26 protein-coding genes are annotated in these 25574 nt (G+C 65.6%); 15 read left to right on the top strand and 11 right to left on the bottom strand.

The window, feature by feature from the left end; genetic code table 11:
- Window positions 1-21: 21 nt before the first annotated feature.
- A complete protein-coding gene (locus AABN02_RS09520; RefSeq protein WP_338414686.1) occupies window positions 22-1347 on the bottom strand; it encodes a UDP-glucose/GDP-mannose dehydrogenase family protein in 1326 nt (441 codons plus the stop codon).
- 330 nt (window positions 1348-1677) lie between these two features.
- On the opposite strand from AABN02_RS09520, the gene AABN02_RS09525 reads away from it, so the two are divergent.
- The gene (locus tag AABN02_RS09525; RefSeq protein ID WP_338414687.1) at window positions 1678-2583 is read left to right on the top strand and encodes a DNA ligase; all 906 of its coding nucleotides are present in this window, start codon (window positions 1678-1680) and stop codon (window positions 2581-2583) included.
- Window positions 2584-2619: 36 nt separating this feature from the next.
- Window positions 2620-4080 carry an exodeoxyribonuclease I gene (sbcB, locus tag AABN02_RS09530; protein ID WP_338414688.1) on the top strand — a complete coding sequence of 487 codons (1461 nt, stop codon included), beginning with the start codon at window positions 2620-2622 and terminating at the stop codon, window positions 4078-4080.
- Window positions 4081-4117: 37 nt separating this feature from the next.
- Here sbcB and AABN02_RS09535 read toward each other — a convergent pair whose 3' ends face one another.
- Window positions 4118-4342 carry a hypothetical protein gene (locus AABN02_RS09535; RefSeq protein ID WP_338414689.1) on the bottom strand — a complete coding sequence of 75 codons (225 nt, stop codon included), beginning with the start codon at window positions 4340-4342 and terminating at the stop codon, window positions 4118-4120.
- A gap of 68 nt (window positions 4343-4410) precedes the next feature.
- Between AABN02_RS09535 and ylqF the strand changes: the two genes are divergently transcribed.
- The 4 genes from ylqF (at window position 4411) to AABN02_RS09555 (ending at window position 7565) form a co-directional block, all read left to right on the top strand.
- A complete protein-coding gene (ylqF, locus tag AABN02_RS09540; RefSeq protein WP_338414690.1) occupies window positions 4411-5403 on the top strand; it encodes a ribosome biogenesis GTPase YlqF in 993 nt (330 codons plus the stop codon).
- Window positions 5404-5541: 138 nt separating this feature from the next.
- Window positions 5542-6651: an acyltransferase family protein gene (locus AABN02_RS09545; protein ID WP_338414691.1), complete on the top strand. Its 1110-nt coding sequence runs from the start codon at window positions 5542-5544 to the stop codon at window positions 6649-6651.
- Window positions 6652-6715: 64 nt separating this feature from the next.
- On the top strand, window positions 6716-7093 hold the full coding sequence (locus AABN02_RS09550; RefSeq protein ID WP_338414692.1) for an antitoxin Xre/MbcA/ParS toxin-binding domain-containing protein: 378 nt from the start codon (window positions 6716-6718) through the stop codon (window positions 7091-7093).
- 13 nt (window positions 7094-7106) lie between these two features.
- On the top strand, window positions 7107-7565 hold the full coding sequence (locus AABN02_RS09555) for an RES family NAD+ phosphorylase (protein WP_338414693.1): 459 nt from the start codon (window positions 7107-7109) through the stop codon (window positions 7563-7565).
- A 13-nt stretch (window positions 7566-7578) separates the two neighbouring features.
- Here the strand turns inward: AABN02_RS09555 and AABN02_RS09560 are convergent, their stop codons facing one another.
- Both AABN02_RS09560 and AABN02_RS09565 read right to left on the bottom strand, forming a co-directional pair.
- Window positions 7579-8853, bottom strand: coding sequence for a Glu/Leu/Phe/Val dehydrogenase (locus tag AABN02_RS09560; protein ID WP_338414694.1), 1275 nt, complete (start codon window positions 8851-8853; stop codon window positions 7579-7581).
- 245 nt (window positions 8854-9098) lie between these two features.
- Window positions 9099-9449: a hypothetical protein gene (locus tag AABN02_RS09565; RefSeq protein ID WP_338414695.1), complete on the bottom strand. Its 351-nt coding sequence runs from the start codon at window positions 9447-9449 to the stop codon at window positions 9099-9101.
- Here AABN02_RS09565 and AABN02_RS09570 point away from each other — a divergent pair.
- Window positions 9439-9990 (top strand): LysR substrate-binding domain-containing protein, encoded by a 552-nt coding sequence (locus AABN02_RS09570; protein ID WP_338414696.1) that lies wholly within the window; start codon window positions 9439-9441, stop codon window positions 9988-9990. The genes AABN02_RS09565 and AABN02_RS09570 overlap by 11 nt on opposite strands.
- 310 nt (window positions 9991-10300) lie before the next feature.
- The gene (locus AABN02_RS09575; RefSeq protein ID WP_338414697.1) at window positions 10301-12694 is read left to right on the top strand and encodes a hypothetical protein; all 2394 of its coding nucleotides are present in this window, start codon (window positions 10301-10303) and stop codon (window positions 12692-12694) included.
- Window positions 12695-13053: 359 nt separating this feature from the next.
- On the opposite strand, the gene proC is transcribed toward AABN02_RS09575, so the two are convergent.
- Entirely contained in the window at window positions 13054-13887 is an 834-nt protein-coding gene (gene proC, locus AABN02_RS09580) for a pyrroline-5-carboxylate reductase (protein WP_338414698.1), read from the bottom strand.
- A gap of 119 nt (window positions 13888-14006) precedes the next feature.
- Between proC and vapB the strand changes: the two genes are divergently transcribed.
- Together vapB and AABN02_RS09590 are read left to right on the top strand one after the other, a co-directional pair.
- Window positions 14007-14252: a type II toxin-antitoxin system VapB family antitoxin gene (vapB, locus tag AABN02_RS09585; RefSeq protein WP_338414699.1), complete on the top strand. Its 246-nt coding sequence runs from the start codon at window positions 14007-14009 to the stop codon at window positions 14250-14252.
- Between the two features lie 15 nt (window positions 14253-14267).
- The gene (locus tag AABN02_RS09590) at window positions 14268-14687 is read left to right on the top strand and encodes a type II toxin-antitoxin system VapC family toxin (RefSeq protein WP_338414700.1); all 420 of its coding nucleotides are present in this window, start codon (window positions 14268-14270) and stop codon (window positions 14685-14687) included.
- On the opposite strand, the gene AABN02_RS09595 is transcribed toward AABN02_RS09590, so the two are convergent.
- A complete protein-coding gene (locus AABN02_RS09595; RefSeq protein ID WP_338414701.1) occupies window positions 14680-17715 on the bottom strand; it encodes an L-glutamate gamma-semialdehyde dehydrogenase in 3036 nt (1011 codons plus the stop codon). The two genes, AABN02_RS09590 and AABN02_RS09595, sit on opposite strands and share 8 nt — an antisense overlap.
- A 101-nt stretch (window positions 17716-17816) precedes the next feature.
- Between AABN02_RS09595 and AABN02_RS09600 the strand changes: the two genes are divergently transcribed.
- Complete coding sequence (locus AABN02_RS09600; RefSeq protein WP_338414702.1) at window positions 17817-18281, top strand: Lrp/AsnC ligand binding domain-containing protein; 465 nt, start codon at window positions 17817-17819, stop codon at window positions 18279-18281.
- Between the two features lie 28 nt (window positions 18282-18309).
- On the opposite strand, the gene AABN02_RS09605 is transcribed toward AABN02_RS09600, so the two are convergent.
- Window positions 18310-18819, bottom strand: a complete 510-nt coding sequence (locus AABN02_RS09605) for an Hsp20/alpha crystallin family protein (protein WP_338414703.1) — start codon at window positions 18817-18819, stop codon at window positions 18310-18312.
- A gap of 119 nt (window positions 18820-18938) precedes the next feature.
- Window positions 18939-19628, bottom strand: coding sequence for a YggS family pyridoxal phosphate-dependent enzyme (locus tag AABN02_RS09610; protein ID WP_338414704.1), 690 nt, complete (start codon window positions 19626-19628; stop codon window positions 18939-18941).
- Between the two features lie 88 nt (window positions 19629-19716).
- Between AABN02_RS09610 and AABN02_RS09615 the strand changes: the two genes are divergently transcribed.
- The 3 genes from AABN02_RS09615 to AABN02_RS09625 are packed head-to-tail and all read left to right on the top strand — an operon-like array spanning window position 19717 to window position 22849.
- Window positions 19717-20760: a type IV pilus twitching motility protein PilT gene (locus AABN02_RS09615; protein WP_338414740.1), complete on the top strand. Its 1044-nt coding sequence runs from the start codon at window positions 19717-19719 to the stop codon at window positions 20758-20760.
- 28 nt (window positions 20761-20788) lie between these two features.
- On the top strand, window positions 20789-21937 hold the full coding sequence (locus AABN02_RS09620) for a PilT/PilU family type 4a pilus ATPase (protein WP_338414705.1): 1149 nt from the start codon (window positions 20789-20791) through the stop codon (window positions 21935-21937).
- Between the two features lie 6 nt (window positions 21938-21943).
- Window positions 21944-22849 (top strand): NAD(P)-dependent oxidoreductase, encoded by a 906-nt coding sequence (locus AABN02_RS09625; RefSeq protein ID WP_338414706.1) that lies wholly within the window; start codon window positions 21944-21946, stop codon window positions 22847-22849.
- A gap of 17 nt (window positions 22850-22866) precedes the next feature.
- Here AABN02_RS09625 and AABN02_RS09630 read toward each other — a convergent pair whose 3' ends face one another.
- Genes AABN02_RS09630 through AABN02_RS09640 form a run of 3 tightly spaced genes read right to left on the bottom strand, consistent with a single transcriptional unit; the run spans window position 22867 to window position 24558 of the window.
- Entirely contained in the window at window positions 22867-23499 is a 633-nt protein-coding gene (locus AABN02_RS09630; RefSeq protein ID WP_338414707.1) for a BON domain-containing protein, read from the bottom strand.
- A gap of 4 nt (window positions 23500-23503) precedes the next feature.
- Window positions 23504-24088, bottom strand: coding sequence for a phosphoheptose isomerase (locus AABN02_RS09635; RefSeq protein ID WP_338414708.1), 585 nt, complete (start codon window positions 24086-24088; stop codon window positions 23504-23506).
- Window positions 24089-24144: 56 nt separating this feature from the next.
- Window positions 24145-24558 carry a YraN family protein gene (locus AABN02_RS09640; RefSeq protein ID WP_338414709.1) on the bottom strand — a complete coding sequence of 138 codons (414 nt, stop codon included), beginning with the start codon at window positions 24556-24558 and terminating at the stop codon, window positions 24145-24147.
- On the opposite strand from AABN02_RS09640, the gene rsmI reads away from it, so the two are divergent.
- Window positions 24542-25561: a 16S rRNA (cytidine(1402)-2'-O)-methyltransferase gene (rsmI, locus tag AABN02_RS09645; RefSeq protein WP_338414710.1), complete on the top strand. Its 1020-nt coding sequence runs from the start codon at window positions 24542-24544 to the stop codon at window positions 25559-25561. The genes AABN02_RS09640 and rsmI overlap by 17 nt on opposite strands.
- The last annotated feature ends 13 nt before the right edge of the window (window positions 25562-25574 follow it).

Here is a 25574-nt window from a genome sequence, read left to right on the forward strand (position 1 = left end):
GACCGTCCGTCTGGTGGTCCGTCAGTTCCGGCCGATGGACAGGTAGGTCAGCCCGAAGGAGCGGATCAGCTCCGGCTCGTACAGGTTGCGCCCGTCGAAGACGACCTTGTCCTTGAGACTGTCGCGAATGGCCTCGAAGTCCGGCGTGCGGAACTCCTTCCACTCGGTGACGATCAGCAGCGCATCGGCCCCTTCGAGCGCCTGCTTCTGCCCGTCGGCATAGCTCAGACCGTCCCAGCCCGTCATCACGCGCTGCGCTTCGGCGGCTGACACGGGGTCATACGCCTGCACCTTCGCGCCGCGCTTGAGCAACTCGCCGATGATCACCCGGCTCGGTGCCTCGCGCATGTCGTCGGTGTTCGGCTTGAACGCCAGACCCCACATCGCGAAGGTCTTGCCCGACAGGTCTTCGCCGTACTTGGCGACCACCTTGTTGACGAGGACCATCTTCTGCTCCTCGTTGACCTCTTCGACCGCCTTGAGCATCTTCGAGGGGATGCCCATCTCGGCCGAGGTCATGGCCAGCGCCTTCACGTCCTTCGGGAAGCAGGAGCCGCCGTAGCCCGCCCCAGCGTACAGGAAGTGCGTGCCGATGCGTGGATCGCTGCCGATGCCCACGCGTACCAGTTCGATGTCGGCGCCGACCTTCTCGGCCAGGCGCGACAGCTCGTTCATGAAGCTGATGCGGGTGGCCAGCATGGCGTTGGCGGCGTACTTGGTGAATTCCGCGCTCTTGACGTCCATGATGAACAGGCGGTCGCGGTTGCGCACGAAGGGCTGGTAAAGCGCGCGCATCAGCAGGATGGCGCGCTCGTCCTCGGCGCCGACCACCACGCGGTCCGGGCGCATGAAGTCGGCCACCGCCGCACCTTCCTTCAGGAACTCCGGGTTCGAGCAGACCGCGAACTCCATCTCCGCCAGACCACGCTTGGCGAGTTCGTCGGCGATGGCGGCGCGGACCTTGTCGCCCGTGCCCACCGGCACGGTGCTCTTGTCGACAATGACCTTGAAGTCGGTCATCGTGCGGCCGATGTTGCGCGCGGCGGCGGTGACGTACTGCAGGTCGGCCGAGCCGTCTTCATCCGGCGGGGTGCCCACGGCGATGAACTGGATGGTGCCGTGCGCGACCGAGCGTTCGACGTCGGTGGTGAATTCCAGGCGGCCGGCGGCGACATTGCGGCGCACGACATCCAGCAGGCCTGGCTCATGGATCGGGATGCCGCCGTCGTTGAGGATCTTGATCTTGGCGGGATCCACGTCCAGGCACACCACATGGTTGCCCATCTCCGACAGGCATGCGCCTGTCACCAGTCCGACGTAGCCGGTGCCAATGACGGTGACTTTCATCGCTTCTCTACCCTCAAGGTTGCTGGATCAATTCAGTGTTGTAGCCGATCCCATGACCAGCGCTCCTCCGTCGAGCCGGTGGTCCGCTGCATGTTCGGCCAGGAGCGTTCCAAGGTCACGACTGGCTGTCTGCTTCCTGCGCACGCCAATGAGTGTAGATGGACTGGCAAGTGCAAAGCCTGAAGCACTGTCACTGCGTGTTTTCCCTGTCCCCCATTTCTCCCCCCTCGGAAGTGGTGCGGTACCAAATGGTTCGATTCATGATGCATGTCAACGCAAAAGTGAAAAATGCGCGAATCAGATCTTTATCGGTGCAAGGGGAGCTTGAACATGTCGGTCTTGGGTGAATTTCGTCGCCGCAGAGGTTTGCTGGTCGCCGGTCTGGGCGGTCTGGGGACTTGGCTGGGTGCTGTCTGGGATGCGGTGGCCCAGATCAAGGAGATCGAGCCGCCACGCATCGGGCAGTCGTCGGGGGTGCTGCTGGCGCGCACGGCCGACCCCGATGTCGATCCGAGCGGTTTTCTCGTCAGCGAGAAGTTCGACGGCGTGCGGGCGCTGTGGGATGGGCGCGTGCTGCGGACCCGCACCGGTCAGACGCTGGACGTGCCCAGGGACTTTCTGGCCCGCCTGCCGAACGAGGTCCTGGACGGCGAACTCTGGCTCGGCCGCGGTCGCTTTGACGAGGTTTCCGCGCTGGTTCGCCGACGCCGGCCGGAACCGGGAGCGTGGGATGCGGTGCAGTACCTCGTCTTCGAGATGCAGCGTGCTGGCGGCCGCTTCGACGAGCGCGCGGCCCGCATCCGGCAGATCGTCGAGCTGGCGCAGTGGCCACAACTGCACGCTGTCGCGCAGGTGGTGGTGGCCGACCGCGCGGAACTGCGGGAGCGCCTGCGGGAAGTGCTCGACGTCGGCGGCGAGGGCCTGATGCTGCACCGTGCCGACGCCCCCAACCTCGGCGGACGCAGCGAGGTGCTGCTCAAGCTCAAGCCGGTGCACGACGACGATGCGCAGGTGATCGGCTACACGCCGGGGCAGGGCCGTCTGGCGGGGATGCTCGGTGCCCTGCAGGTGCGCAACGCCGACGGTGTCGTCTTCCTGGTCGGCTCCGGCTTCACCGACGAGGAGCGGCGCGCTCCACCACCCGTCGGCTCCCTCATCGTGTACCGGTTTCGCGGCCAGACCAGCCACGGCGTGCCGCGCTTCGCCAGTTTCGTGCGCCGCACCGATGGGCTCTGATCCGCGGCGTTTCCCTGATCGGTTAAGGTGCCGCCCATGGCTGATTCCACCTACCTCTGGCACGACTACGAAACCTTCGGGCGCGTGCCACGACGCGATCGTCCCGCCCAGTTCGCCGGCATCCGCACCGATGCCCAACTGCAGGAGATCGGCGCGCCGGTCATGTTCCACTGCCAGCCCGCGCCGGACTATCTGCCCGATCCCGAGAGTTGTCTCCTGACCGGGATCCTGCCCCAGCACTGCCTGGAACAGGGCCTGCCCGAACACGCCTTCGCCCGCGCCATCGAGGAGCAGCTCGCCCAGCCCGGCACCATCGGCCTGGGCTACAACTCGATCCGCTTCGACGACGAGGTCACCCGCCACCTGTTCTGGCGCAACCTGATCGATCCCTATGCGCGCGAGTGGCAGAACGGCTGCGGGCGCTGGGACCTGGTCGACCTCGTGCGCTGCGCCTGGGCCTTGCGCCCGGACGGCATCGTCTGGCCGCGCCATGAAGATGGCCGCCCGTCCTTCAAGCTCGAACACCTGACCGCCGCCAACGGCATCGCCCACGCAGCGGCGCACGACGCGCTGTCCGACGTGCGCGCCACGCTCGCGCTGGCCCGACTGATCCGCGACCGGCAGCCGCGGCTGTTCGACTTCTGCCTCGCGCTGCGCAAGAAGGACGCCGTGGCCGCCGAGATCGACCGCGCACAGCGCCAGGGGCAGCCCTTCCTGCATGTCTCGGGCATGTACGGCGCCGAACGCGGCAATCTGGCGGTCGTCTGGCCACTGTCCACGCACCCGACCAACAAGAACGAGCTGATCGTCTGGGATCTGGCGCACGACCCGGCCGAACTGCTGGGCCTGAGCGCCGCGCAGATCCGCGAGCGCCTGTTCACCCGCGCCGACGCCTTGCCGGAAGGGGTCACGCGGCTGCCGATCAAGACCATCCACCTCAACAAGTCGTCGGTCGTGATCGCCAACCTCAAGACGCTGTCCGCCGAGCGTGCCGCCCACTGGGGCATCGACATGGCCCAGTGCCTGCGCCATGCGGAAACCGCCGCCTTGCAGGTGCGCACGCTGGGCGGCATCTGGCAGGAGGTGTATGCCCGGCCGGTGGTGGATGGGACGCCAGCGACCGATGTGGACGAAGACCTGTACGGCGGTTTCCTGGACAACGAGGACCGCCGCCGCCTCGTGCGCCTGCGCGGCTTGAAGCCGGACCAGTTGCCCGCGGGCCGCGCGCCGGCTTTCGACGATCCGCGGCTGGACGAGCTGTTCTGGCGCTACCGTGCCCGGAATTTCCCCGAGACCCTCACCGACACCGAACGCCAGCGCTGGCAGGCCCACTGCGCGGCGCGGCTGCTGGACGGGGAGGGTGGCGCGCAGACCGTGGCGCAGTTCTTCGAGCGCATCGACACCCTCGGTCAGGCGCACGAGGACGACGAGCGCGCCCAGGAGATCCTCGGCGCGCTCTACGACTACGCCGAGCAGATCACGCCGACCCGCGACTGAGGTCTGCGTGCCGCCGCCAAGGCCGCCAGCGCCGGGTTCAGCGCTGGCTGCGTGCCTTGCGCTTGTCGATCTCCAGAAACTGTGATTTGAGCAGCATCATGAGCGAGCGCGCATCGGCCTCGCTCATGCTCAGCACGTGGGCCGGCTCCTGGCCCTCCGGGGTCGGGCGCGGCACCAGCAGGCCGTCGAGCTTGATGTTGACCAGCCCGTGGTGGCTGGCAGCGGCCTTGTAGCGCTGGACTTCTAGGGTGTAGGTTTTCATCCCGTTATTCTCCCGTTGTTCCGCAGTCCGTTCATCCCCCCGTTCCTCGACACAGAAAGATTTTGCAGATGTCCATCCAGTGGTTTCCCGGTCACATGCACCTGACCAAGAAGGCCATCACCGCGCGTGTCAAGGACGGCATCGACGTGGTGATCGAATTGCTCGACGCCCGTGCACCCGGCTCCAGCGCCAACCCGCTGCTCGCCCAACTGACGCAGGGCAAGCCGGCGCTCAAGGTGCTCAACAAGCAGGATCTGGCCGACCCGGCGCGCACCGAACTGTGGCTGGCGCATTACAACAGCCTGCCCGAGACGCAGGCGCTCGGTCTGGACGCCAGCATCACCGCGCCCGCCCAGCGCCTGATCACCGCCTGCCGCGCCCTGGCGCCGCTGCGTGGCGGCATGGCCAAGCCGATGCGGGTGCTGATCTGCGGCATTCCCAACGTCGGCAAGTCCACCCTCATCAACACCCTGGTCGGCAAGCGCGCGGCCAAGACCGGCGACGAGCCCGGCATCACCAAGCTGGAGCAGCGCATCGCGCTGGCGAGCGACTTCTATCTGTACGACACGCCCGGCATGCTCTGGCCGAAGATCACGATCGAGAAGGGCGGCTACAACCTGGCGGCCACCGGCGCGATCGGCCGCAACGCGCTGGACGAGGAGCTGGTGGCGGTCGAACTGCTGGCGACCCTGCGCCGCGACTACGCCGGTCAGGTCGAGGCCCGCTACAAGCTGACCGACACCGACGCCCTGAACGACGAGGAACTGCTCGCGGCGATCGGGCGCAAGCGGGGGGCCGTGCTGGGGGGTGGCAAGATCAATCTGCAAAAAGCCGCAGAAATCCTCATCCACGATTTTCGCAACGGCATCCTGGGCCGCATCACGCTCGAATCGCCCGAGGAGTTCCTGGTCTGGGCGGCGGAGGCCGCGATTGCCGAGGCAGCGCGCCAGGAACGCAAGGCGCGCAAAGGCCGCCGTGGTGCGGCGCCCGTAGTCGGAGATGCCGAATCTGAAGAAGTTGGGGATGAATTTTCTATATCAAGTGATGGCGATGACGTATAGGGCATAGTTCACGTCTGACTTGAAAATATTGCGTTCAGCTTCGTGTCATGGTGGGTTCAGGTGTGTGAATGCGGGGGGTCTGTACCCCTCATCGGGCTTCTAGACTGGCAGCATGCGCACATTGACAGGATCGCTGCCATGACTGATCAACGACTTTCCAAGCCCCGAAGCCGGTACGCCTGGGTCGACTTCGCCAAGGGTTTCTGCATCGTCGCGGTGGTCGCCATGTGGATTGCCGGGACGATGCAGGGGCATGTGGCGAAGGGGCAGGCTGGCTGGCTGGGCTACTTCGTCGTGTTTGCCAAGCCATTCCGGATGCCGGACTTCTTCCTGATCTCCGGGCTGTTCCTGTCGCAGGTGATCGACCGCCCGTGGCGGCACTACCTCGACACCAAGGTCGTGCACTACCTGTACTTCTTCGTGCTCTGGACGCTGATCGTGCTGCCGGTGACCTGGCTGCTCGGCCAGGAAACGCCCGCGAGCCTGGGCGAGGCCGTGACCGCGCTGCTCTACCACCTGTACGACCCGTTCGGCATGCTGTGGTTCATCATGATGCTGTCGGTCTACTTCGTGGCGACGCGCCTGCTGCGCCAGGTGCCGGTCTGGATCATGGTGCCGGCGGCGGTGCTGATGCATCTCTTCCCGCTGAATACCGGCATCTACCACGTGGACCGGTTCGGCATGTTCTTCCTGTTCTTCTACGTCGGACACGTCTTCTCCGGCCAGTTCTTCGCGCTGGCCGACTGGGCGCGCGAACACCGCCGTCCGGCCATCGCCGGGCTGCTGGTCTGGGCGGTGCTCAATGGCGTGCTGGTCAAGCTGGGGCTGACCGAATACCTCTCGGTGAACCTGCTGGCCGGTTTCATGGGCATCAGTGCGGTGGTCGTGATCGCCTCGCTGGTGTCCTCGCACCCGTGGGCGGGCTGGCTCAACACGCTGGGCAAGAACTCGATCGCGATCTACCTCGGCTTCTACCTGCCGATGATCGTCATCGTGCCGGCGCTGCAGAACTCGCCGATCGGCCGCAGCCCGAGTCTGGTCGCGACCATCTCGCTGGTGTCGGTCATCGTGATCGCGATGGGCGCCTTCCACCTGGCCAACCGGATCGGCTTGGCCTTCCTCTACAACCGCCCGAACTGGATCCGTCTGGTGCAGCCAGGTCAGCGTTCGGCGTCGGCTGCCTCTGCCACCGCCGGCGGTCGTTCCATGTTGCCGGTCAGCGGGTCGAACCCCACCTCCTCCATGTAGCCCGGCAGCCCGCCGTCGTCGTGGTGGACACCAGTTTGCCGTTTGGCAGTGGTAGGATGGCCAGATGGCAAACACACTTCTCGAAGCCCGCAACGCCGTGCGCCAGGGCCTGCCGTTCTCGGTCTTCGAGTCGGTGGCCTCGCAGCTGGACATGGCCCCGCAGCAGATGACGCAGGTGCTCGGCATCCCGCTGCGCACGCTGGCCCGCCGCAAGACCGAACTCCGCTTCACGCCGCAGGAGTCCGACCGGCTCTACCGCCTGACCCGCGCGGTGGAGATGGCCACCGAGGTGCTGGGCGACGCCGACAAGGCGCGCCGCTGGCTCAAGTCGCCGAACCGGGCGCTGGGCGGCGAAGTGCCCTTCGACCTGCTCGACACCGACATCGGCGCGCACCAGATCGAGGACGTGCTGCTCCGCCTGAACCACGGCATCTTCAGCTGATGCCGGGGCGCCCGTGAAGGTCTGGCGCATCTGCCGCCAGCCGTTCGTCGCCACCGCGCTGGATGGGATCGGCGGCCTCTACGTCAGTGGTCGCTGGCACCGGCGCGGCCGGCCGATCGTCTATGCCGCCAGTTCTGCGGCGCTGGCCGCGCTGGAGGTGCTGGTCCACGTCGATCCGCTCGACGCGCCGGACGACCTGCGCCTGCTGACGCTGGAGGTGCCCGATGACCTGCTGGTCGAGCAGCTCGACGTGGCGGCGTTGCCCGCGCGCTGGGCGGCCGTGCCTGCGCCGGATGAACTCGCCGTGCTGGGCAGCGACTGGCTCGCCAGCCGGCGCAGCCCGGCGCTGAGCGTGCCTTCGGCGGTGATCCCGATCGAGCGGAATCTGCTGCTCAACCCGCTGCACCCGCAGATGCTGCAGGTGCGGATCGTCGATGACACCGCGTTCACCTTCGATCCGCGGCTGATGTAGCCGATCCGCTGGGTCAGGGGTACAGACCGCGCTCCTGGCGTGCCATCAGGATGCGCTCGCAGGCCACGGCAAACGTCGCGGTGCGCAGCGTGATGCGGTGGTGGTCCGCCATGTCCCAGATCTTGCGCAGGGCCTCGACCATGATCTTGTCGAGGCGCACGTTGATCTCGTCCTCGGTCCAGAAGAACGAGGAGAAGTCCTGCACCCACTCGAAGTAGGACACCGTGACGCCGCCTGCGTTGCAGATCACGTCCGGCACGACCAGGATGCCGCGCTCGGTCAGCACGTCGTCCGCGTCGAACATCGTCGGGCCGTTGGCGCCTTCGAGCACCAGCTTGGCCTTCAGGCGGTTGGCGCGGGCGACGGTGATCTGGCCTTCGAGCGCGGCCGGAATCAGGATGTCGCAGTCCGTGTCCCAGAACGCTTCGTCGTCGATCCGCTCGGCCCCGGTATAGGCACCGACGCCCCCATCACGCCGCACGACCGCCATCAGATCAGCCATGTCCATGCCGTTCGGGTTGGCGATGGTGCCGGTGTGGTCCTGCACGGCGACGACCTTGGCGCCCGCGCCGGTGAACAGCTCCGCCGCCGCCGAGCCGACATTGCCGAAGCCCTGCACCGCGATGCGCGCGCCATCCAGGTTCAGCCCGATGCGCCGCGCCGCTTCCCGGCCGGTGACGAACACACCGCGCCCGGTCGCCTTGACCCGGCCCAGCGAGCCGCCGAGGTGGATGGGCTTGCCGGTGACGACGCCGCTGGCGGTGGCGCCGACGTTCATCGAGTAGGTGTCCATCATCCAGGCCATGATCTGCGGGTTGGTGCCCACGTCGGGTGCCGGGATGTCCTGCTGCGGGCCGATGATCAGGCCGATCTCGCTGGTGTAGCGGCGTGTCAGGCGCTCCAGTTCCTTGTGCGAGAGCTGGCGCGGATCGACCCGGACGCCGCCCTTGGCCCCACCGTAGGGCAGGTTGACCGCGGCGTTCTTCACCGTCATCCAGGCGGAAAGCGCCATCACTTCCTCCAGCGTCACATCCGGGTGGAAGCGCACGCCGCCCTTGCCGGGTCCGCGGCTGAGGTTGTGCTGCACGCGGTAGCCCTCGAAGTGGCGCACCGTGCCGTCGTCCATCTCGATCGGTACGTCGACGATCAGCGCCCGCTTGGGGTGCTTGAGCGTCTCGGACCAGCGGGCCAGCGACCCGAGGTAGGGCAGGACGCGGTCGACCTGCAGGAGGTAGGTGCCCCAGGCGCTGTGCGGACCGGGTGTGACGTAGGACAGGGGTTCTTGCATGTTGTGGCCTCGTTGATGCGAGTTGGATGAAGATCGCGCCACCACAGGGATCTGGTGGAACCCGGCTGGCGCGTCATCGGTGCCACTGTAGTCAAGGCTGGGGGCTGGTTTCAGGGGATTTCATGCGTTTTGTGCATGGAGTTCTCTGTACTTGACGGCGGTCTTACATGGCCGGCAAGGGTTGAACATCCGGGTAAGCACGAAAACCCCCCAGGTGTGTGCTGTCAGCGCACCTCCGCTGTCGCTCACAACATGCGCGGAATCTGCGACGAGTGGTGGTGCAGGATCGGCTGCGGTCGGGCCAGATCGACGACGTAGCTGAAGCGCGCCTCGAAGTTCAGCAACTCGCCATCGACCATGAAGCGCCAGTTGTAGATGCCGCCCAGCGCGCAGAGCCGCCCCGGCAGATCCTGGACGAGCAGCGTCTTGTCGTGCAGCGCGATGCTGAGTTCCTCGCGGCTGCCGAGCTTCTCGAAGTAGTCGCGCAGCTTCTCGGGTGTGTTGAGCAGCCGGTTCGCGTGGGTTGACTGGGAGCAGCAGCTCGCTGCGTGGAAAGGGCTGGCCAGTGGCCGGCTGCGGGTGGCGGTGGTCAGCACCGCGAAGTACTTCGTGCCGCGCGTGCTCGGGGGCTTCTGCGCGCAGTACCCGGACATCGACATCCGGCTGGAGGTACTCAACCGCGACGGTGTGGTGCAGCGCCTACGCGAGCAGCGTGACGACCTGGCGATCATGTCGATGCCACCCACCGACCTGGCGCTGGATGACGCGGTCTTCCTGCCCAATCTACTGGTGCTGATCGCGCCGGGCGATCACCCGTTGGCGCAGGCCCCAGAGCTGGTGCTTGACGCTCTGGCTGGCGAGCGCTTCATCCTCCGCGTCCTCCGCGAGCGTGGCTCGGGCACGCGCATGGCTGCGGACGCGCATTTCCGCGCTGCGGGCTTCCGGCCGCAGTTTCGCCTGAAGCTGTGCAGCAACGAGGCGATCAAGGAGGCGGTGGCCGGGGGCTCGGTCTGTCGGTGCTGTCGGCGCACACGCTGCACAGCCGGGCGCGCGAACATGGGGTCCAGATGCTGCCGGTCGAAGGTTACCGATTCCCGGACAATGGCACGTGGTGCATCGCCAAGGTCGCGCGCTTAGCCCGGTGGCGCGGGTGTTTCGGCAGCACCTGCTGAGCCAGGCGGTGCGGGTGGCGGCGGAGGTGGCGGCGGGGGGGGTGCGATAGAGAGGCGGCGCGGACGGTGGGGTAACGAGTCCGTAGACGGAAAATATGGAAATCGCTATGCTAGCGCGGCGTTACACAGGGATAGTGATAACACTTGATTTGGTGGTCGGGGTCGAAATCAAAAGTGAGTTGTTGACAATCTGCCCGCTGTTGAAAATATTGAATAATCCAAATTTGCCTAATATGTAGGCGCTATTTTTTTCTCAAGAAGAACCTGGAAGACAAATGAGCCTCACTGCAGCCCTTGCAAAAGCAAAATCAGAGGAAGACGTCAAAGATGCGTACATCAAAGCACTTGGCTTGAAATCATATACCAAGGGTCTCATTGATATTCGAACTGATGAGGTTTGGTTTGAGGCTAAAGATAAGTCAAAACCCCCGGTGCTGATGTTCGCGCAGCTTCTTTTTTATGTTCGTGATGCCAGAAAGAGGGGGGAGCACATTCCCCCTCTTTTGGCAGTGATTGACCGAGAAAAAGCAGCCATCATGGAGACAGCCAAAGCGCTTCCCATCATGACTGATAAATCAATCAAGTGGCCTAAGTCAGCTTCTCAAGTTGACCAGAAAATCGCTACCCAAGCTGCTCCCTACATTGAAACCCACTTCGTGGTCTACAAAATTGATAGCCACGAAAAGGAGTTTATTTCAACTGTAAAAACAGCTATCAAGGGCGGAAAAATTGTCCGCACACCCATTACACCTGACAACCTCAGACAGGTTTTTGATAAGTGGGTAGAAATGATCGGTTGTGAAATTGAGGGAGTCAGTGAAACTGACTATGCCCTTCTTTTCTTTGCAGACATCATGCACGATGGGGTCAAAGCAGCGGTCAAAGACTTAGAAGCAAGACTTCTGCACGAAGACGAAAAGCCTGTCTTTCTTCTCAATGGGAAGACCTATGAGCTTTCCAGCGAGAGGGGTTATCGAAGCTTCTGGTCTATCTATCACCGGCCCCCAGATGAGGAATACAGAAGCTATCTGCTGGAAAGAAGAGATAGCCTCTTGCCTCTGGATGAACGATCCTTCAAGGGGGCCTTCTACACTCCCTTGCACATCGTGGATAGAGCCTATGACTTCTTGACGGAAACTCTCGGAAAGAACTGGCAGAAGAATTATATTGTCTGGGATATGTGCTGCGGTGTTGGTAATTTAGAGGTGAAGCACTCTAATTACAGAAATGTTTTCATGAGTACTTTGGATCAATCGGATCTGAAGATCATGAATGCTAGTCGTACTTGCGTGGCTGCTACTAAGTTTCAGTATGACTATCTGAATGATGATATTGCAGAATTTGGGGAAATTGATTACTCTCTAACCAAGAGGCTACCAAAAGAGCTTCAACAAGCTATTGCTGATGCAAAAGCCAAGAAAAAGGGTGCAAAAAAGATTCTGGTCCTTATTAATCCGCCATATGCAGAAGCCATGAATGTTGACAACATTACAGATTCGGCGGGTAAGAATTCAGAACAAAAATCAGGAGTGGCAAACACCAAGATCGGCGCTTTGATGGGTGATCTTGGCTATGCTGCAAGAGAGCTTTTTGTTCAGTTCTTGGTGCGAATTCAAAAAGAACTTCCCAACTCTACAGTGGCGATGTTCAGCAAGCTAAAGTATGTTAATGCGCCGAACTTCAAGGAATTCAGGCAGAAATGGACAGCCAAGTATCTTGATGGCCTCGTGGTCCACAGCAAGGCATTTGACGGATTGAAGGGAGATTTCCCAATCGGGTTCTTGGTCTGGGATCTGAGCAAGAAGGAAGGCGCCAACGAAATCAAGACTAAGGCCCTGGACCGAAATGGCGAGTTCGTAGGGGAGAAAATATTCTACAACGAGCCCGGGCAGCAGCCTCTGAGTGAGTGGTTTGTTCGGCCGAGATCGAACAAGCAAGATGCCTTGCCGCTGAAGAATGCCATCACACCCACCACCAGCACCAAGGACGTGAGAGGGTCAAAGTGGGCTGATGGTGCCATCGGGAGCATGATCGTTTTCGGGAACGACTTGCAACATGCTTCCCAAGGAACGGCGCTTCTGTCCTCAGGATACGGGAATGCTGGCGCCTTCTTCGTGACCGCTGAAAACCTCTGGAAGGCAGCAATCATTTTCACGGTGCGAAGGATCATCAAGCCAACTTGGTTGAATGACCGTGACCAGTTCTTGCAGCCCAGAGAAGAGCCCTCCAGCGAGTTCAAAGCCGACTGTCTAGTCTGGATGCTCTTTAACACAAGCAACCTAAGTGCCGGTGCAGAGGGCTTGGAGTGGAGCTGTAGGAAGTGGTCCTTGGTGAATCACTTCATCCCCTTCACAGAATCAGAGGTTGGAGCAAGCGGACGCTTTGAATCCGATTTCATGAGCCAATACATCTCAAAACTGAAATTCAGCAAGGAGGCCAAAGCAGTTCTGGATGAAGGGCGAAAATTATGGATGCGGTTCCACTCGGTTAAGTTTGAGAAAAGAATTAGGGATGAGTTTAAGCTGAATCGCCCTGATGTTGGGTGGTATCAAATAAGAAAAGCTTTTGAAGCAAATGGAACGGAAGACTATTCTGGTCTCAAAGAAGCTTATGAGAAACTCAGTCTGAAAATTAGGCCCCAAGTCGTGGATTATGGATTTTTAAAGTAATATTTAACTGCAGTATCGACAGAGCACTTCTCGAAAAATCTCCGGGCCACTCAGCCCGCCTCGGGCTGAGGCAAGATCAGCTTCCCACGATTAACGCCGTGCATCAAGCACTCGAGCTTCTTTCCTGATGAGGCCGAGGTTGCAGATGACCTGTTCGTGGCGTAGCAGCACGTACCCGCCCGAAGACCCGTCGGCCAAGCCGCTGATGCTGGGCTAGCAGCCGACGCAGCTGCGCGAGCAGGTGGTGTGGCTGCAGGAGCGGGTGAGCTTACTTGGGGGCTCAGGTACGCAGTGCATTGCATCGCTTCGGGCCGTCAACAGATCTCTCGAACTGAGAGCCAACGGCCCGCCCGCTGGCCTCAGCGCCCGAACTCGTCGCCAAGCTCGCGCGCGCGAGCTTGGGCGGCTAGCATTGCGTCGACGAAGCTGGCCTTGACCTCGCGGGCGTCGAGCGTGGTCAGCGCGGCGTAGGTCGTGCCGCCCTTGGACGTGACGCGCTCGCGCAATGTGGCGGGGGTTTCGTCGGAGCGGCGCGCCAGTTCGGTGGCACCACCAAAGGTCGCCAGCGCGAGCTGCTTGCCCTGCGCGGCGTTCAGCCCCATGCGCTCGGCGGCGGCGACCATCGCCTCGATGAAATAGAACACATAGGCCGGGCCGGAGCCGGACAGCGCCGTCACGGCGTCCAGATCGACTTCGCGCTCGACCCACACCACGTCGCCGGTCGGGGCCAGCAGCGCTTCGACCTGCGCGCGCTCGGCGGCGGTCACGGCGGGGCGGGCGTAGAGGCCCGAGATGCCCTGGCCGATCAGCGCGGGCGTGTTCGGCATGGAGCGGACCACGCGGTCGGAGCCGGTGGCCTGCGCGATGGCGTCGCTGCGGATGCCGGCCATCACGGACAGGTGCAGCGCGCCGCCGACATGGGCGGCGCACGGGGCAGCGGCCTCGGCGAAGCTCTGCGGCTTCACGGCCCAGACGACAGCGTCGGCTTCGGCCAGCGTCGCGTCCGCGGCGGCGAGGGTGCGCACGCCGAAGTCGCGCTCCAGGCGGGCGCGCTGGTCGGCGTTCGGGTCGAGGACGATCAGGTTCGCGCCGGGCGTGCCGCTGCGGACGAGGCCGCCGAGGATGGCGGTGGCCATGTTGCCGCCGCCGACGAAGGCGAGGGTGGGGTGGGTGGGGGCGGTGGGGTGTGTCATGGAACCAGTTTACCGAGCTGCTTCGCCTGAACGAACCTGAACGCACCGCTTGCGTCGCCGATGTCATTGGTATATCTTTTTGCTACCTATTTCGGTGCAAGACATTCTGGAGCTTCCCCATGGACACCGCCAAACTCTTCTGGTCTGGCCGCTCACAGGCGGTCCGGCTGCCCAAGGACTTCCGCATCGAAGGCAGCGAGGTTCGCATCCGCCGACATGGCAACGCCGTGATCCTGGAACCCATGACCGCCGACTGGGCCTGGCTGGATGCGCTGGCCGGTCCGTTGGATGCGGATTTCGTGGAGGCGGCCAGCGAGCCACCGCATGCGCAGGACCGCGCGGCGCTGGACCAACTCTTCGATTGACGGGTGGACCGACGGATGCGCTATCTGCTCGACACCAATGCGGTGATTGCCGTGCTCAACACGCCGGGCGGCCCGGTGTCGCGCCGGCTTCATGCCCAGGCGCCGACGGATGTCGTGGTCAGCGCCATCGTCATGCACGAGTTGTACTTCGGTGCCTTCAAGAGCCAGCGGCGCGAGCGGAATCTGGCGGTGGTGGATGCGCTGCGCTTCGAGGTGCTGGCGCTGGACACGGAGGATGCGCGCCACGCTGGCGACATCCGCGCATGGCTGGCGGCGCAGGGCACGCCGATCGGTGCCTACGACATCCTCATCGCCGGTCAGGCTCGGGCGCGTGGGCTGACGCTGGTGACGCGAAATCTGCGCGAGTTCGAGCGGGTGCCGGGGCTGCGAACCGAGAACTGGTACCGGGATCAGGACGCCGACGAGGTCAGTTGAGACCGCCCGCCAACAACGTCGCATTCCCCCCCGCCGCCGCCGTGTTGACCGTCACCGTCTGCTCCCCGCAGAACCGATACAGGTAGTGCGGCCCCCCCGCCTTCGGCCCCGTCCCGGACAAACCTTCCCCGCCAAACGGCTGCACCCCCACCACCGCCCCGATCATGTTGCGATTCACGTAGACATTCCCGACCCGCGCCCGCTCCGCGATCCGCACCGCCCGGTCGTCGATGCGCGTGTGGACCCCCAGCGTCAGCCCGTAGCCCAGCGCGTTCACCTCGTCCACCAGCGCATCGACCGCGCCGCGCCAGCGCACGACATGCAGCACCGGCCCGAACAGCTCCTCGCGCAGTTCGCCGATCGACTTCAGCTCGAACGCGACCGGCGCGATGTGCGTGCCGGCCAGCCGCTCGGGCAGCGGCGTGCGGGCGATCAGCCGTGCCTCGCGTTCCAGCCGGGCGATGTGGCGGCTCAGACCAGCGTGCGCCTCGGCGTCGATCACCGGGCCGACATCGACCGCCCAGCTCTGCGCAGCATTCGCCGGATCGCCGCAGACCAGCTCCGCCATCGCGCCCGCGACCATCTCCAGCACCTTGTCCGCCACGCTCTCGTGCAGGCACAGCAGCCGCAGCGCCGAACACCGCTGGCCCGCCGAGCGGAACGCGCTCTGCACCACGGCGTCCACCACCTGCTCCGGCAGCGCGCTGGAGTCCACCAGCATCGCGTTCAGCCCGCCCGTCTCGGCGATCAGCGGCACGATCGGGCCGTCGCTCTGCGCGAGCGTGCGGTTGATCGCCTTGGCCACCTGCGTCGAGCCGGTGAAGCACACGCCCGCGCAGCGCCGATGCGCCACCAGCGCCGCGCCCACCGTCTCGCCGGGGCCGCAGACCAGCGCCAGCGCTGCGCGCGGCAGGCCGGCCTCCAACAGCAGTTCGACGAAACGCTGCGCGACCCGCGGCGTCTGCTCGGCGGGCTTGGCGGCGACCGTGTTGCCGGCGACCAGCGCGGCGACCACCTGGCCCGCGAAGATCGCCAGCGGGAAGTTCCACGGGCTGATGCAGACGAAGACCCCGCGGCCATGCAGCCGCAGCTCGTTGCGCTCGCCGGTCGGGCCGGGCAGCGTCTGCGGGGCGAGCCGGGCGGCGGCCTGCTCGGCGTAGTAGCGGCAGAAATCGACCGCCTCGCGGATCTCGGCCACGGCGTCGCCCAGCGTCTTGCCGCCTTCCTGGGCGAGCAGGCCGGCGAACTCGCTCGTGCGCCGCTCCAGCGCGTCCGCAGCGCGCAGCAGCACGGCGCAGCGCTCGGTCAGCGGTGTCGCGTTCCAGCCGCGCTGGGCGGCGTGCAGCGCGTCCATCGCAGCGGCGGCGCCTTGGACACTCGCATCATTCGGCGCTGCGGGCATCGGCACCGCCAGCGACGCCAGCAGCGGCAGCCGCTCGCGCTCAGCCGCCAGATCGACGCCCTTCGAATTCGCCCGCGCCGCGCCGAACAGTTGTAGCGGCATCGGCAGCACCGAGCGCGACGGCGCCCGCAGCGGTGAGGCCAGCAGCATCTGCGGCGTCACGGCCTCGTCCGCCAGTTGATGCACGAACGACGAATTCGCCCCGTTCTCCAGCAGCCGCCGCACGAGGTAGGCCAGCAGGTCGCGGTGTTCACCGACGGGGGCGTAGATGCGCAGCGGCGGCGCGTCCGGGCGCCGCATGACCTCGCGGTAGATGCCTTCGCCCATGCCGTGCAGGCGCTGCAGCTCGAAGGGCGTTCCGTGTGCTTTGGCCATTTCCAGGATCGCGGCGATGGTGCCGGCGTTGTGGGTGGCGAACTGCGGGTAGATCTCGGGCGCGGCCAGCAGGCGCTGCGCACAGGCGAGGTAGCTCAGGTCGGTGTGGCGCTTGTCGGTCCAGACCGGGTAGCCGGCCAGACCCAGCTCCTGCGCGCGCTTGATCTCGCCGTCCCAGTACGCGCCCTTGACCAGCCGCACCATGAAGCGCAGGCCGTGGCGGCGGGCGATGGCGGTCACTTCGTCGATCACCTCGGGCGCGCGGGTCTGGTACGCCTGCACCGCCAACCCCAGCCCCTGCCATTGCGGGAAGGTGGCCGCGACATGCGCCGCCAGCAGGTCCAGCACGACCAGCGACAGCTCCAGCCGCTCGGACTCCTCGGCGTCGATGGTGAGATTGATGTTCGCGGCGGCGGCGGCGTTCACGAGGTCGAGCAGGCGGGGCATCAGCCGCTCGGCCACGGTGGCGAACTGCGCCGGCTCGTAGCGGGCGTCGAGCGCGGAGAGCTTGATCGAGATGCCGTCGCCGTCCTCCGGGCGTGCCGGGCGGCCCTTGCTGGCGATGGCGCGGATGGCGTCGGCGTAGGCGCGGCCGTAGTGCAGCGCGTCGGCGTCGGTGCGTGCGCCTTCGCCGAGCATGTCGAAGCTGTGGCGGATCAGCGCAGCACCAGGCTGATTGGCGCGGCGGTTGGCGTCGGCGCGGGTCAGTGCCTCCCCGATCGACTGGCCTAGCACGAACTGCCGCCCGAGCAACTGGATCGCCCGAACCGTCGCGGCGACCACCGTCTTCGCCCCCAGCCGCTGCAGCAACCCGCCGCCGTTCGGCGCATCGCCATCCTCGGGCAGCAGCTTCTTGGACAGATGGATCGCCTGCGACGCCAGCCCCGACAGCATCGGGTGGGCCTGCCCATCCGCGGCATGGCCCGAGAAATCGGCGCGGCCCAGCTGGTCAGCGGTCAGCGCCAGCGCGGTTTCGGTGTCCGGCACCCGCAGCAGCGCCTCCGCCAGCCGCATCAGCGCGAGCCCCTCCGCGCTGGAGATCGGATACTCGCGCAGCACCGACTCCATCGCCCAGAACGGCGCGGGCTGGCGGCGCACGGCGTCCACCCAGGGCGTGCCGGTGGCGAACACGGCGGACCAGTCCACGCGGCCCTGCAACTCGCCGAGCAGGCGCGAGACTTGCGCGGTTTCGTCGCGCACGGGGGCGGGCAGGCGGTCGGAAAACCGGACGGCGGAGGCGGTGGTCGTCATGGTGAATCTCTCGGCGTGGTGTGGCGCAGACCTCCAGCTTATTCGCCATGCAGATGAATAACTCACCAATCAAATGGCCATTGATTGGATAATATTTTTCCATGAGCACCGACATCGACAAGATCGACCGCCGCATCCTCGCACTGCTCCAGGCCGACGGACGCATCTCCAATCTGAAGCTGGCCGAGGCGGTGCACCTGTCGCCGACGGCGGTGCTGGAGCGCGTGCGCCGCCTCACGCGCGACGGCTACATCCTCGGCTACGAGGCGCGGCTGGACCCGAACAGGCTCGGCGCCGGGCTGATGGTGTTCGTCGAGGTGCTGCTCGACCGCACGGTGCAGGACGTGATGGACACCTTCCGCGCGGCCGTGCAGGTGCGCCCCGAGATCCTGGAGTGCCACCTGGTCGCGGGCGGCTTCGACTACCTGCTGAAGACCCGGGTCGCCGACATGGCGGCGTACCGCGCCTTCATCGGCACGGTGATCTGGGCGCTGCCCGGGGTGCGCGAGACGCGGACCTATGTGGTGATGGAAGAGGTGAAGAACACGGCGGCGATCGCGGTGTGATGGCCGCCGTGGGGTGTTGGCCGGTGCCTCAGTCGACCTTGATGTTCACCGATGTCGGCTTGCCGGGCTGCACCTTGGGCAGGTCGATCTTGAGCACGCCGTTGCGGTAGCTCGCCTTGGCATCGTCGCCGCGCACCGCAGCCGGCAGTGGCACCGTGCGCTGGAAGGCCCCGTAGGCGCACTGCAGCACGCGCCAGCGGCCCTCGGTCGTTTCGCCCTCGAAGCGCTTCTCGCCGCGCACCACCAGCGTGTCGCCGCTGATCTCGATGGTGAAGTTGTCCTTCTCCATGCCCGGCGCCTCGATGCGCACGACCAGCCGCTGCTCGTCCTCGAACACGTCGCTGCCGAGCATGGACCAGGACTGCGCCGGGAAATGCAGCGGGTCGTCGATCTGGGCGCGCTCGGGCAGGGCGGTCTGCTCGCCCGGCTTGAAGCGGGTCAATGCGCCCGCCGCGGTGTGGCGCAGGCGGTCCCAGCCTTCGGACACCGAGTCCCAGAACGAGCCGAAGCCCTCGCGCAGTTCATCGATCTTGATCATGACGTGCTCCTTGTGGCGTTACGACCATTCCTACGTGTGGTTGTTCACGCGCGATTCAAGGCCCGGCGCGTGAACAGACCTTGACGAAGGCGGGGGACGCAGCGATGCGTTGCCCCGATTCAGGTGCGTGCGCCGAAGATCGCCGTGCCGATGCGCACCAGCGTGGCGCCTTCGAGGACGGCGGCTTCCAGATCGGCGCTCATGCCCATCGACAGGGTGTCCAGCCCGAGGCCTTCGGCGTTGAGCTGGTCGAACAACCCACGCAGCGCGCGGTGCGGGCGGCGCTGGGCCTCCAGATCGGTCTCGGGCTCCGGAATCGACATCAGGCCGCGCAGCCGCAGCCGGGGCAGGGCGGCCACGGCGCGGGCCAGCGCGGGCACGTCCGCCGGGGCCACGCCGCTCTTGCTGTCTTCGCCGCTGATGTTGACCTGCAGGCACACGTTCAGTGGCGGCAGGCCGTCGGGGCGCTGCTCGCTCAGGCGCTGGGCGATCTTGAGGCGGTCGACGCTGTGGACCCAGTCGAAGGCCTCGGCGACAGCGCGGGTCTTGTTGCTCTGCAGCGGCCCGATCAGGTGCCACGCCAGCACGGGGCGCAGATCGGCCAGCGCGGCGATCTTGTCGAGGCCTTCCTGCACGTAGTTCTCGCCAAAGGCGCAGAGTCCGGCCGCGTGGGCTTCGCGGACCGCCTCGGCCGGATGCAACTTGCTCACGGCCAGGAGGTGTACTGTTTCTGGGTGACGTCCTGCCGTGAAACAAGCCTGATTTAGCCGCGCTTGTGTGGCTTGTACGTTGCTTGTGATGGTCGTCATAATCATCCGGATCGAAGTTTTCATTTTTCGTCACTTTTCCCTCCGGAAAAGTCGGCAAACTGGCCGTCTGGTCCGTAGGAGCAAATGCATGGATATCACACAACTACTGACGTTTGCAGTTCGTAACAAGGCGTCAGACTTGCACCTCTCGGCGGGCATGCCGCCCATGATCCGGGTTCATGGCGATGTCCGCCGCCTCAACGTCGATCCGCTGCCGCACAAGCGCATCCACGAGATGGTTTACGACGTCATGAACGACTCGCAGCGCAAGAGCTACGAGGAGAGCATGGAGTGCGATTTTTCCTTTGAGATTCAAGGGCTTTCGCGGTTCCGGGTCAATGCGTTCAACCAGAACCGCGGCGCGGGGGCGGTGTTCCGGACCATTCCCAGCAAGATCCTGACGCTGGAAGACCTCAACGCGCCCAAGGTGTTTGGCGAACTCGCGCTGAAACCCCGCGGATTGGTGCTGGTCACGGGCCCGACGGGTTCCGGCAAGTCCACGACGCTGGCGGCGATGGTGAATCACCTCAACGAGTCGGAGTATGGTCATATTCTGACGGTCGAGGATCCGATCGAGTTTGTCCACGAATCCAAGAAATGCCTGGTCAACCAGCGCGAGGTGTTCACGCAGACCCATTCGTTTGCGGCGGCCCTGCGCTCGGCGCTGCGTGAAGACCCGGACGCGATCCTGGTGGGCGAGTTGCGCGACCTGGAGACGATCCGCCTGGCGCTGACCGCTGCCGAAACCGGCCACCTGGTCTTCGGCACGCTGCACACCTCGAGCGCGGCCAAGACCATCGACCGGATCATCGACGTCTTCCCCGGCGACGAGAAGGACATGGTCCGCGCGATGCTGTCGGAGTCGCTGATGGCGGTGATCTCGCAGACCCTGTGCAAGAACCGCGACGGCACCGGCCGGATCGCGGCGCACGAGATCATGCTGGGCACCCCCGCCATCCGCAACCTGATCCGCGAGGCCAAGGTGGCGCAGATGTACTCCGTCATCCAGACCGGTCAGGGCCAGGGCATGCAGACGCTGGACCAGAACCTTGCCGACCTGCTGCGCCGCGGCCAGATCACGGCGGCCGAGGCCCGCTCCAAGGCCCGTTCGCCCGAGAATTTCCCCGGCTGACGCCGTTCCACCCCCGACGAATCCCACCATGGAACGCGACCAGGCCTCCAAATTCATCAACGATCTGCTGCGCCTGCTGGTCTCGCGCGGAGGATCGGATCTGTTCCTCACCTGCGACTTTCCGCCGGCCGTCAAGGTCGACGGCAAGGTCGTCAAGGTTTCGCCGCAGCCGCTGTCGAGCCAGCACACGATGGCGCTGGCCCGCTCGATCATGAACGACAAGCAGTCGGCCGAGTTCGAGCGCACCAAGGAGTGCAACTTCGCGATCTCGCCGCAGGGCATCGGGCGCTTCCGCGTCAACACCTTCGTGCAGCAGGGGCAGGTCGGCATGGTGCTGCGGACCATCCCGAAGGACCTGCCCAGCATCGACAAGCTCGGGCTGCCCAGCATCCTGAAGGACATCACGATGGTCAAGCGCGGGCTGGTCATCCTGGTCGGCGCCACCGGCTCGGGCAAGAGCACCTCGCTGGCCGCCATGGTCGACCACCGCAACGAGGCGGCCTGCGACCACATCATCACCATCGAGGATCCGGTCGAGTTCGTGCATCCGCACAAGAACTGCATCATCACCCAGCGCGAGGTCGGCATCGACACGCTGACCTGGGAGGCCGCGCTGAAGAACACCCTGCGCCAGGCCCCCGACGTGATCCTGATGGGCGAGATCCGCGACCGCGAGACGATGCAGCACGCGGTGGCCTTCGCCGAAACCGGCCACCTCTGCATGGCCACGCTGCACGCCAACAGCGCCAACCAGGCGCTGGACCGCATCGTCAACTTCTTCCCCGAAGAGCGCCGCGACCAGCTGCTGATGGACCTGTCGCTGAACCTGAAGGCGATGGTCTCGCAGCGCCTGATCCCCCGCGAGGACGGCGCGGGCCGCATCGCCGCGGTCGAGATCCTGCTCAACACGCCCTTCATCTCCGACCTGATCTTCAAGGGCGAGGTGTCGGCGATCAAGGAGGTGATGAAGAAGGGCCGCGAGCACGGCATGCAGACCTTCGACCAGGCCCTCTTCGATCTCTACGAAGGCTATTACATTACGGAGGCTGACGCCCTGCGCAATGCCGATTCGGTCAACGATCTGCGGCTGCAGATCAAGCTCAACAGCATGCGCGCCCGCACTGGCAAGCCCACCGACACTGGCGGCCTGAGCATCGCTGAAGACCGCCGTTATTGACACGCCATGACCAAACTCTACGACTCTGTCCCTCCCCAAGCAGTGGCCTTCATCGGCCTGGGCGTGATGGGCGGCCCGATGGCCGGCCACCTCGCGCGCGCCGGCCACCGCGTGACCGTCTACAACCGCACCGCGGCCCGCGCCGAAGCCTGGGTGGCGCAGCACACGGCCGAAGGCCTGTCCGCCGCGATGGCCCTGACGCCGCGCGAAGCGGCGCAGCAGGCGGACATCGTCTTCCTGTGCGTCGGCAACGACGACGACCTGCGCTCGGTCGTGCTGGGTGCGGATGGCGCGCTGGCGGGCCTGCGCAAGGGCGGTCTGCTGGTCGACCACACCACCGCCTCGGCGGATGTGGCGCGCGAGCTGGCGGCACTGGCCGTGGCACAGGGCGGGCAGTTCATCGACGCGCCGGTGTCCGGTGGTCAGGCGGGTGCGGTCAATGGCGTGCTGACCGTCATGTGCGGCGGTGACGCGGCGGCGTTCGAGACGATGCGGCCGGTGGCGATGGCGTTTTCGCGCGCCATCACGCTGCTGGGCGAGAGTGGCGCGGGCCAGCTCGCCAAGATGGTCAACCAGATCTGCATCGCCGGGCTGGTGCAGGGCCTGTCGGAAGCGATCGCCTTCGGTCAGAACGCCGGGCTGGACATGAAGCAGGTGCTCGACGTCATCGGCAAGGGTGCCGCGCAGAGCTGGCAGATGGACAACCGCGGCAAGACCATGGTCGACGACCAGTTCGAGTTCGGCTTCGCGGTGGACTGGATGCGCAAGGACCTCGGGCTGGTGCTGGACGAGGCGCGCCGCAATGGCTCGCGGCTGCCGGTCACGGCGCTGGTCGACCAGTTCTACGCCGAGGTGCAGGCCCTGGGTGGCCGGCGCTGGGACACCTCCAGCCTGGTCCGGCGCCTGCGCTGAGCCTCAAGGGCTGCTGCTCAGCGGCCCTTGAGGTTCTTGAGCTGCTCGGGGGTGATCACGTCGATCAGCCGCACCACCTTCACGACACCGGGCACCGCGCGGGCCAGCTCGATCGCGCGGGTGGCCTCTTCCTCGGTCACGCGGCCCATCAGGTAGACGACGCCGCGTTCGGTCACCACCGTGAAGGCGTTGGACGCCAGGCCGGCCGCATCGACGAAGGTGGCCTTGATCTTGCCGGCCAGCAGCAGGTCGCGCGAACGCTCGCTGGTCGAACTTGGCCACATCACGGCCAGGTCATTGATCACCGACTTCAAGCCGTCGACCTTGCCGACGGCGGCTTCGATCGCTGCCTTGTCCGCCTCGTTGTAGACCTCGCCGGTCAGCAGCACCTGGCGCTGGTAGCTGGTGACATTGACATGCGAGCGCTCGCCCACCGTGGCGCGGATGCGCTGGCCGGCCTTCAGCTCGATCGTCTCGTCTTCCAGTTGCATGCCCGAGCTGCGCCGATCGGTCACCACCATCGCGCCACCGACGGCCGCACCGCCCACCAGCAGCGGCGCGCAGCCGGCCAGCGCGGTGCACAGGGCCGCAGCGGTCACGATGGCCGACAGGGGACGGGACAGGCGGGAGTGGTTCAGCAGCAAAGCCATCGGCTCATTCTCCAAGCAGTGAGACATCGACCGCATCGCACAGGCAGTGGATCACCAGCAGGTGCACTTCCTGGATGCGGGCCGTGCGGTCGTGCGGGACGCAGATGTGGATGTCGCCCTCGTTCAGCGCGTTGTTGACCTTGCCGCCGCCCTTGCCGGTGAGGGCCACGACGACCATGTCCTTCTGGTGCGCCGCGTCGATGGCTTCGAGGATGTTGGCCGAGTTGCCGCTGGTGGTGATGGCCAGCAGCACGTCCCCCGGCTGGCCCAGCGCCTGCACCTGCTTGGCGTAGATCTGGTCGAAGGCGTAGTCGTTGCCGATCGCCGTCAGGATGGAGGTGTCGGTGGACATCGACAGCGCGGCCAGCCCCGGGCGCTCGCGCTCGAAGCGGCCGACGAACTCGGCGGCGAAATGCTGGGCATCCCCCGCGGAGCCGCCGTTGCCGCACGCGAGGACCTTGCAGCCCGACGTGATGGCGTTCAGCAGCACCTGGGCGGCTTCGCTCACGGGGCGTGTGAGCACCTCCGCGGCGGCGTATTTCAGGTCGGCGCTGTCGAAAAACTGTTGCTGTATGCGTTGCTCAAGCATGGCCGATGATATTCCAGCCAGATGAGCGTTCGATTTCAGCGTCGGATCAACCTGAATCAGCCGGCATCGAAGGCCGCGACCAGCCACGTCAGCGACTCGCCATCGATGGCGACCACGTCGAAGCGGCACGGCGGCCAGACCCGGCAATGGCGCTGCAGGTAGTGGCGCGCCGCGAAGATGACCCGCATCTGCTTGGACCGTGTCACGCTGGCCGCGGCGCCCCCGTGGTCGAAGCTGCCGCGTCGGCGCACCTCGACGAACACCAGCGTGCCCTCGCGGTCCCGGTCGCGCATGATCAGATCGACTTCGCCGGCGCGGACGGACGGACCACCGGCGACCCGATAATTGCGCTGCACCAGCACGAGTCCCTGCTGTTGCAGATGCGCCAAGGCGCGGTCCTCGCCGGCATCGCCGACGTCCTTCCTGTCCCTGCGTTCTTCGCGATTGCTGCCCGTGAGCCTCGACACCATCGTTTCCCCCCTGATCCTGCAAGCCGCCAGCGCGGCAGCGGGGCACCAGCAGCACCCCGCCTCGGCACTGTATGTCGTGGCCACCCCCATCGGCAACATGGCCGACATGAGCCTGCGCGCCATCCACGTGCTCTCGCTGGTGGACGCCGTGGCCTGCGAGGACACGCGGGTCAGCGCCGGGCTGCTGCAGCGCCTGGGCCTGCACCGGCCGCTGATCGCGCTGCACGAGCACAACGAGGAATCCGCCGCGCCGCTGGTGATCGAGCGTCTGGCCCGCGGCGAGCGCGTGGCCTACGTCAGCGATGCGGGCACGCCGGCGATCTCCGATCCCGGCGCGCGGCTGGTCGCTGCGGTGCGGGCCGCGGGCTTCCGCGTGGTGCCGCTGCCCGGCGCGAGCAGCGTGGTGACGGCGCTCAGCGCCGCGGGCGATGTGGCGGGTGGCGGGTTCCGCTTCGTCGGCTTCGTGTCGCCCAAGGCTGCCGCACGCGCGCAGGACCTGCGCACGCTCGACAGCGATCCGGGCACCTGCGTGCTGTTCGAGGCGCCGCACCGCATCGAGGCCCTGGCCGACGCGCTGGCCGAGGGGCTGCCGACGCGGCGCCTGACCGTCTGCCGCGAACTCACCAAGCAGTTCGAGGACATCCACACGCTGGACTGCGCCGCGTTCCCGGCCTGGCTGGCGGCGGACGCGGACCACCGGCGCGGCGAGTTCGTGCTGGTGCTGCACGCGCGCGGCGCCTCCGAAGCGGCCCAGGACGACGCCGGCGCCGTCTCCACCGACCACCTGCTGCGCACGCTGATGGCCGAACTCCCCCTCAAACAGGCGGTGTCGCTGACGGCCCAGGTGACAGGCGGCGCCCGCAATGCGTTGTATGAACACGCTTTGGCCTTGCGCGATGCCGCCGGAGCGGATCAGGAGGCGCCAGAATCGCGAGACCAAGCCGTACCGGCTGATTTGCCGCCGACGCGGTTGCCGGATCGGCGCGGCCGGTCTCGTCGTTGATACGGATTGGTCA

The sequence above is a fragment of the uncultured Sphaerotilus sp. genome (assembly GCF_963924895.1).
Classification (GTDB): Bacteria; Pseudomonadota; Gammaproteobacteria; order Burkholderiales; family Burkholderiaceae_C; genus Sphaerotilus.

What these genes read in the sequence shown, in the direction of transcription:
- ylqF (WP_338414690.1), top strand. Translation starts at nt 4,411, where the DNA reads ATGTCCATCCAGTGGTTTCCCGGTCACATGCACCTGACCAAGAAGGCC.
- AABN02_RS09545 (WP_338414691.1), top strand. Translation starts at nt 5,542, where the DNA reads ATGACTGATCAACGACTTTCCAAGCCCCGAAGCCGGTACGCCTGGGTC.
- AABN02_RS09525 (WP_338414687.1), top strand. Translation starts at nt 1,678, where the DNA reads ATGTCGGTCTTGGGTGAATTTCGTCGCCGCAGAGGTTTGCTGGTCGCC.
- AABN02_RS09575 (WP_338414697.1), top strand. Translation starts at nt 10,301, where the DNA reads ATGAGCCTCACTGCAGCCCTTGCAAAAGCAAAATCAGAGGAAGACGTC.
- AABN02_RS09640 (WP_338414709.1), bottom strand. Translation starts at nt 24,558, where the DNA reads ATGGTGTCGAGGCTCACGGGCAGCAATCGCGAAGAACGCAGGGACAGG.
- AABN02_RS09610 (WP_338414704.1), bottom strand. Translation starts at nt 19,628, where the DNA reads ATGACGACCATCACAAGCAACGTACAAGCCACACAAGCGCGGCTAAAT.
- AABN02_RS09550 (WP_338414692.1), top strand. Translation starts at nt 6,716, where the DNA reads ATGGCAAACACACTTCTCGAAGCCCGCAACGCCGTGCGCCAGGGCCTG.
- proC (WP_338414698.1), bottom strand. Translation starts at nt 13,887, where the DNA reads ATGACACACCCCACCGCCCCCACCCACCCCACCCTCGCCTTCGTCGGC.
- AABN02_RS09620 (WP_338414705.1), top strand. Translation starts at nt 20,789, where the DNA reads ATGGAACGCGACCAGGCCTCCAAATTCATCAACGATCTGCTGCGCCTG.
- vapB (WP_338414699.1), top strand. Translation starts at nt 14,007, where the DNA reads ATGGACACCGCCAAACTCTTCTGGTCTGGCCGCTCACAGGCGGTCCGG.
- AABN02_RS09590 (WP_338414700.1), top strand. Translation starts at nt 14,268, where the DNA reads ATGCGCTATCTGCTCGACACCAATGCGGTGATTGCCGTGCTCAACACG.
- AABN02_RS09520 (WP_338414686.1), bottom strand. Translation starts at nt 1,347, where the DNA reads ATGAAAGTCACCGTCATTGGCACCGGCTACGTCGGACTGGTGACAGGC.
- AABN02_RS09630 (WP_338414707.1), bottom strand. Translation starts at nt 23,499, where the DNA reads ATGGCTTTGCTGCTGAACCACTCCCGCCTGTCCCGTCCCCTGTCGGCC.
- AABN02_RS09605 (WP_338414703.1), bottom strand. Translation starts at nt 18,819, where the DNA reads ATGATCAAGATCGATGAACTGCGCGAGGGCTTCGGCTCGTTCTGGGAC.
- AABN02_RS09595 (WP_338414701.1), bottom strand. Translation starts at nt 17,715, where the DNA reads ATGACGACCACCGCCTCCGCCGTCCGGTTTTCCGACCGCCTGCCCGCC.
- AABN02_RS09635 (WP_338414708.1), bottom strand. Translation starts at nt 24,088, where the DNA reads ATGCTTGAGCAACGCATACAGCAACAGTTTTTCGACAGCGCCGACCTG.
- AABN02_RS09600 (WP_338414702.1), top strand. Translation starts at nt 17,817, where the DNA reads ATGAGCACCGACATCGACAAGATCGACCGCCGCATCCTCGCACTGCTC.
- AABN02_RS09535 (WP_338414689.1), bottom strand. Translation starts at nt 4,342, where the DNA reads ATGAAAACCTACACCCTAGAAGTCCAGCGCTACAAGGCCGCTGCCAGC.
- AABN02_RS09625 (WP_338414706.1), top strand. Translation starts at nt 21,944, where the DNA reads ATGACCAAACTCTACGACTCTGTCCCTCCCCAAGCAGTGGCCTTCATC.
- AABN02_RS09560 (WP_338414694.1), bottom strand. Translation starts at nt 8,853, where the DNA reads ATGCAAGAACCCCTGTCCTACGTCACACCCGGTCCGCACAGCGCCTGG.
- sbcB (WP_338414688.1), top strand. Translation starts at nt 2,620, where the DNA reads ATGGCTGATTCCACCTACCTCTGGCACGACTACGAAACCTTCGGGCGC.
- AABN02_RS09615 (WP_338414740.1), top strand. Translation starts at nt 19,717, where the DNA reads ATGGATATCACACAACTACTGACGTTTGCAGTTCGTAACAAGGCGTCA.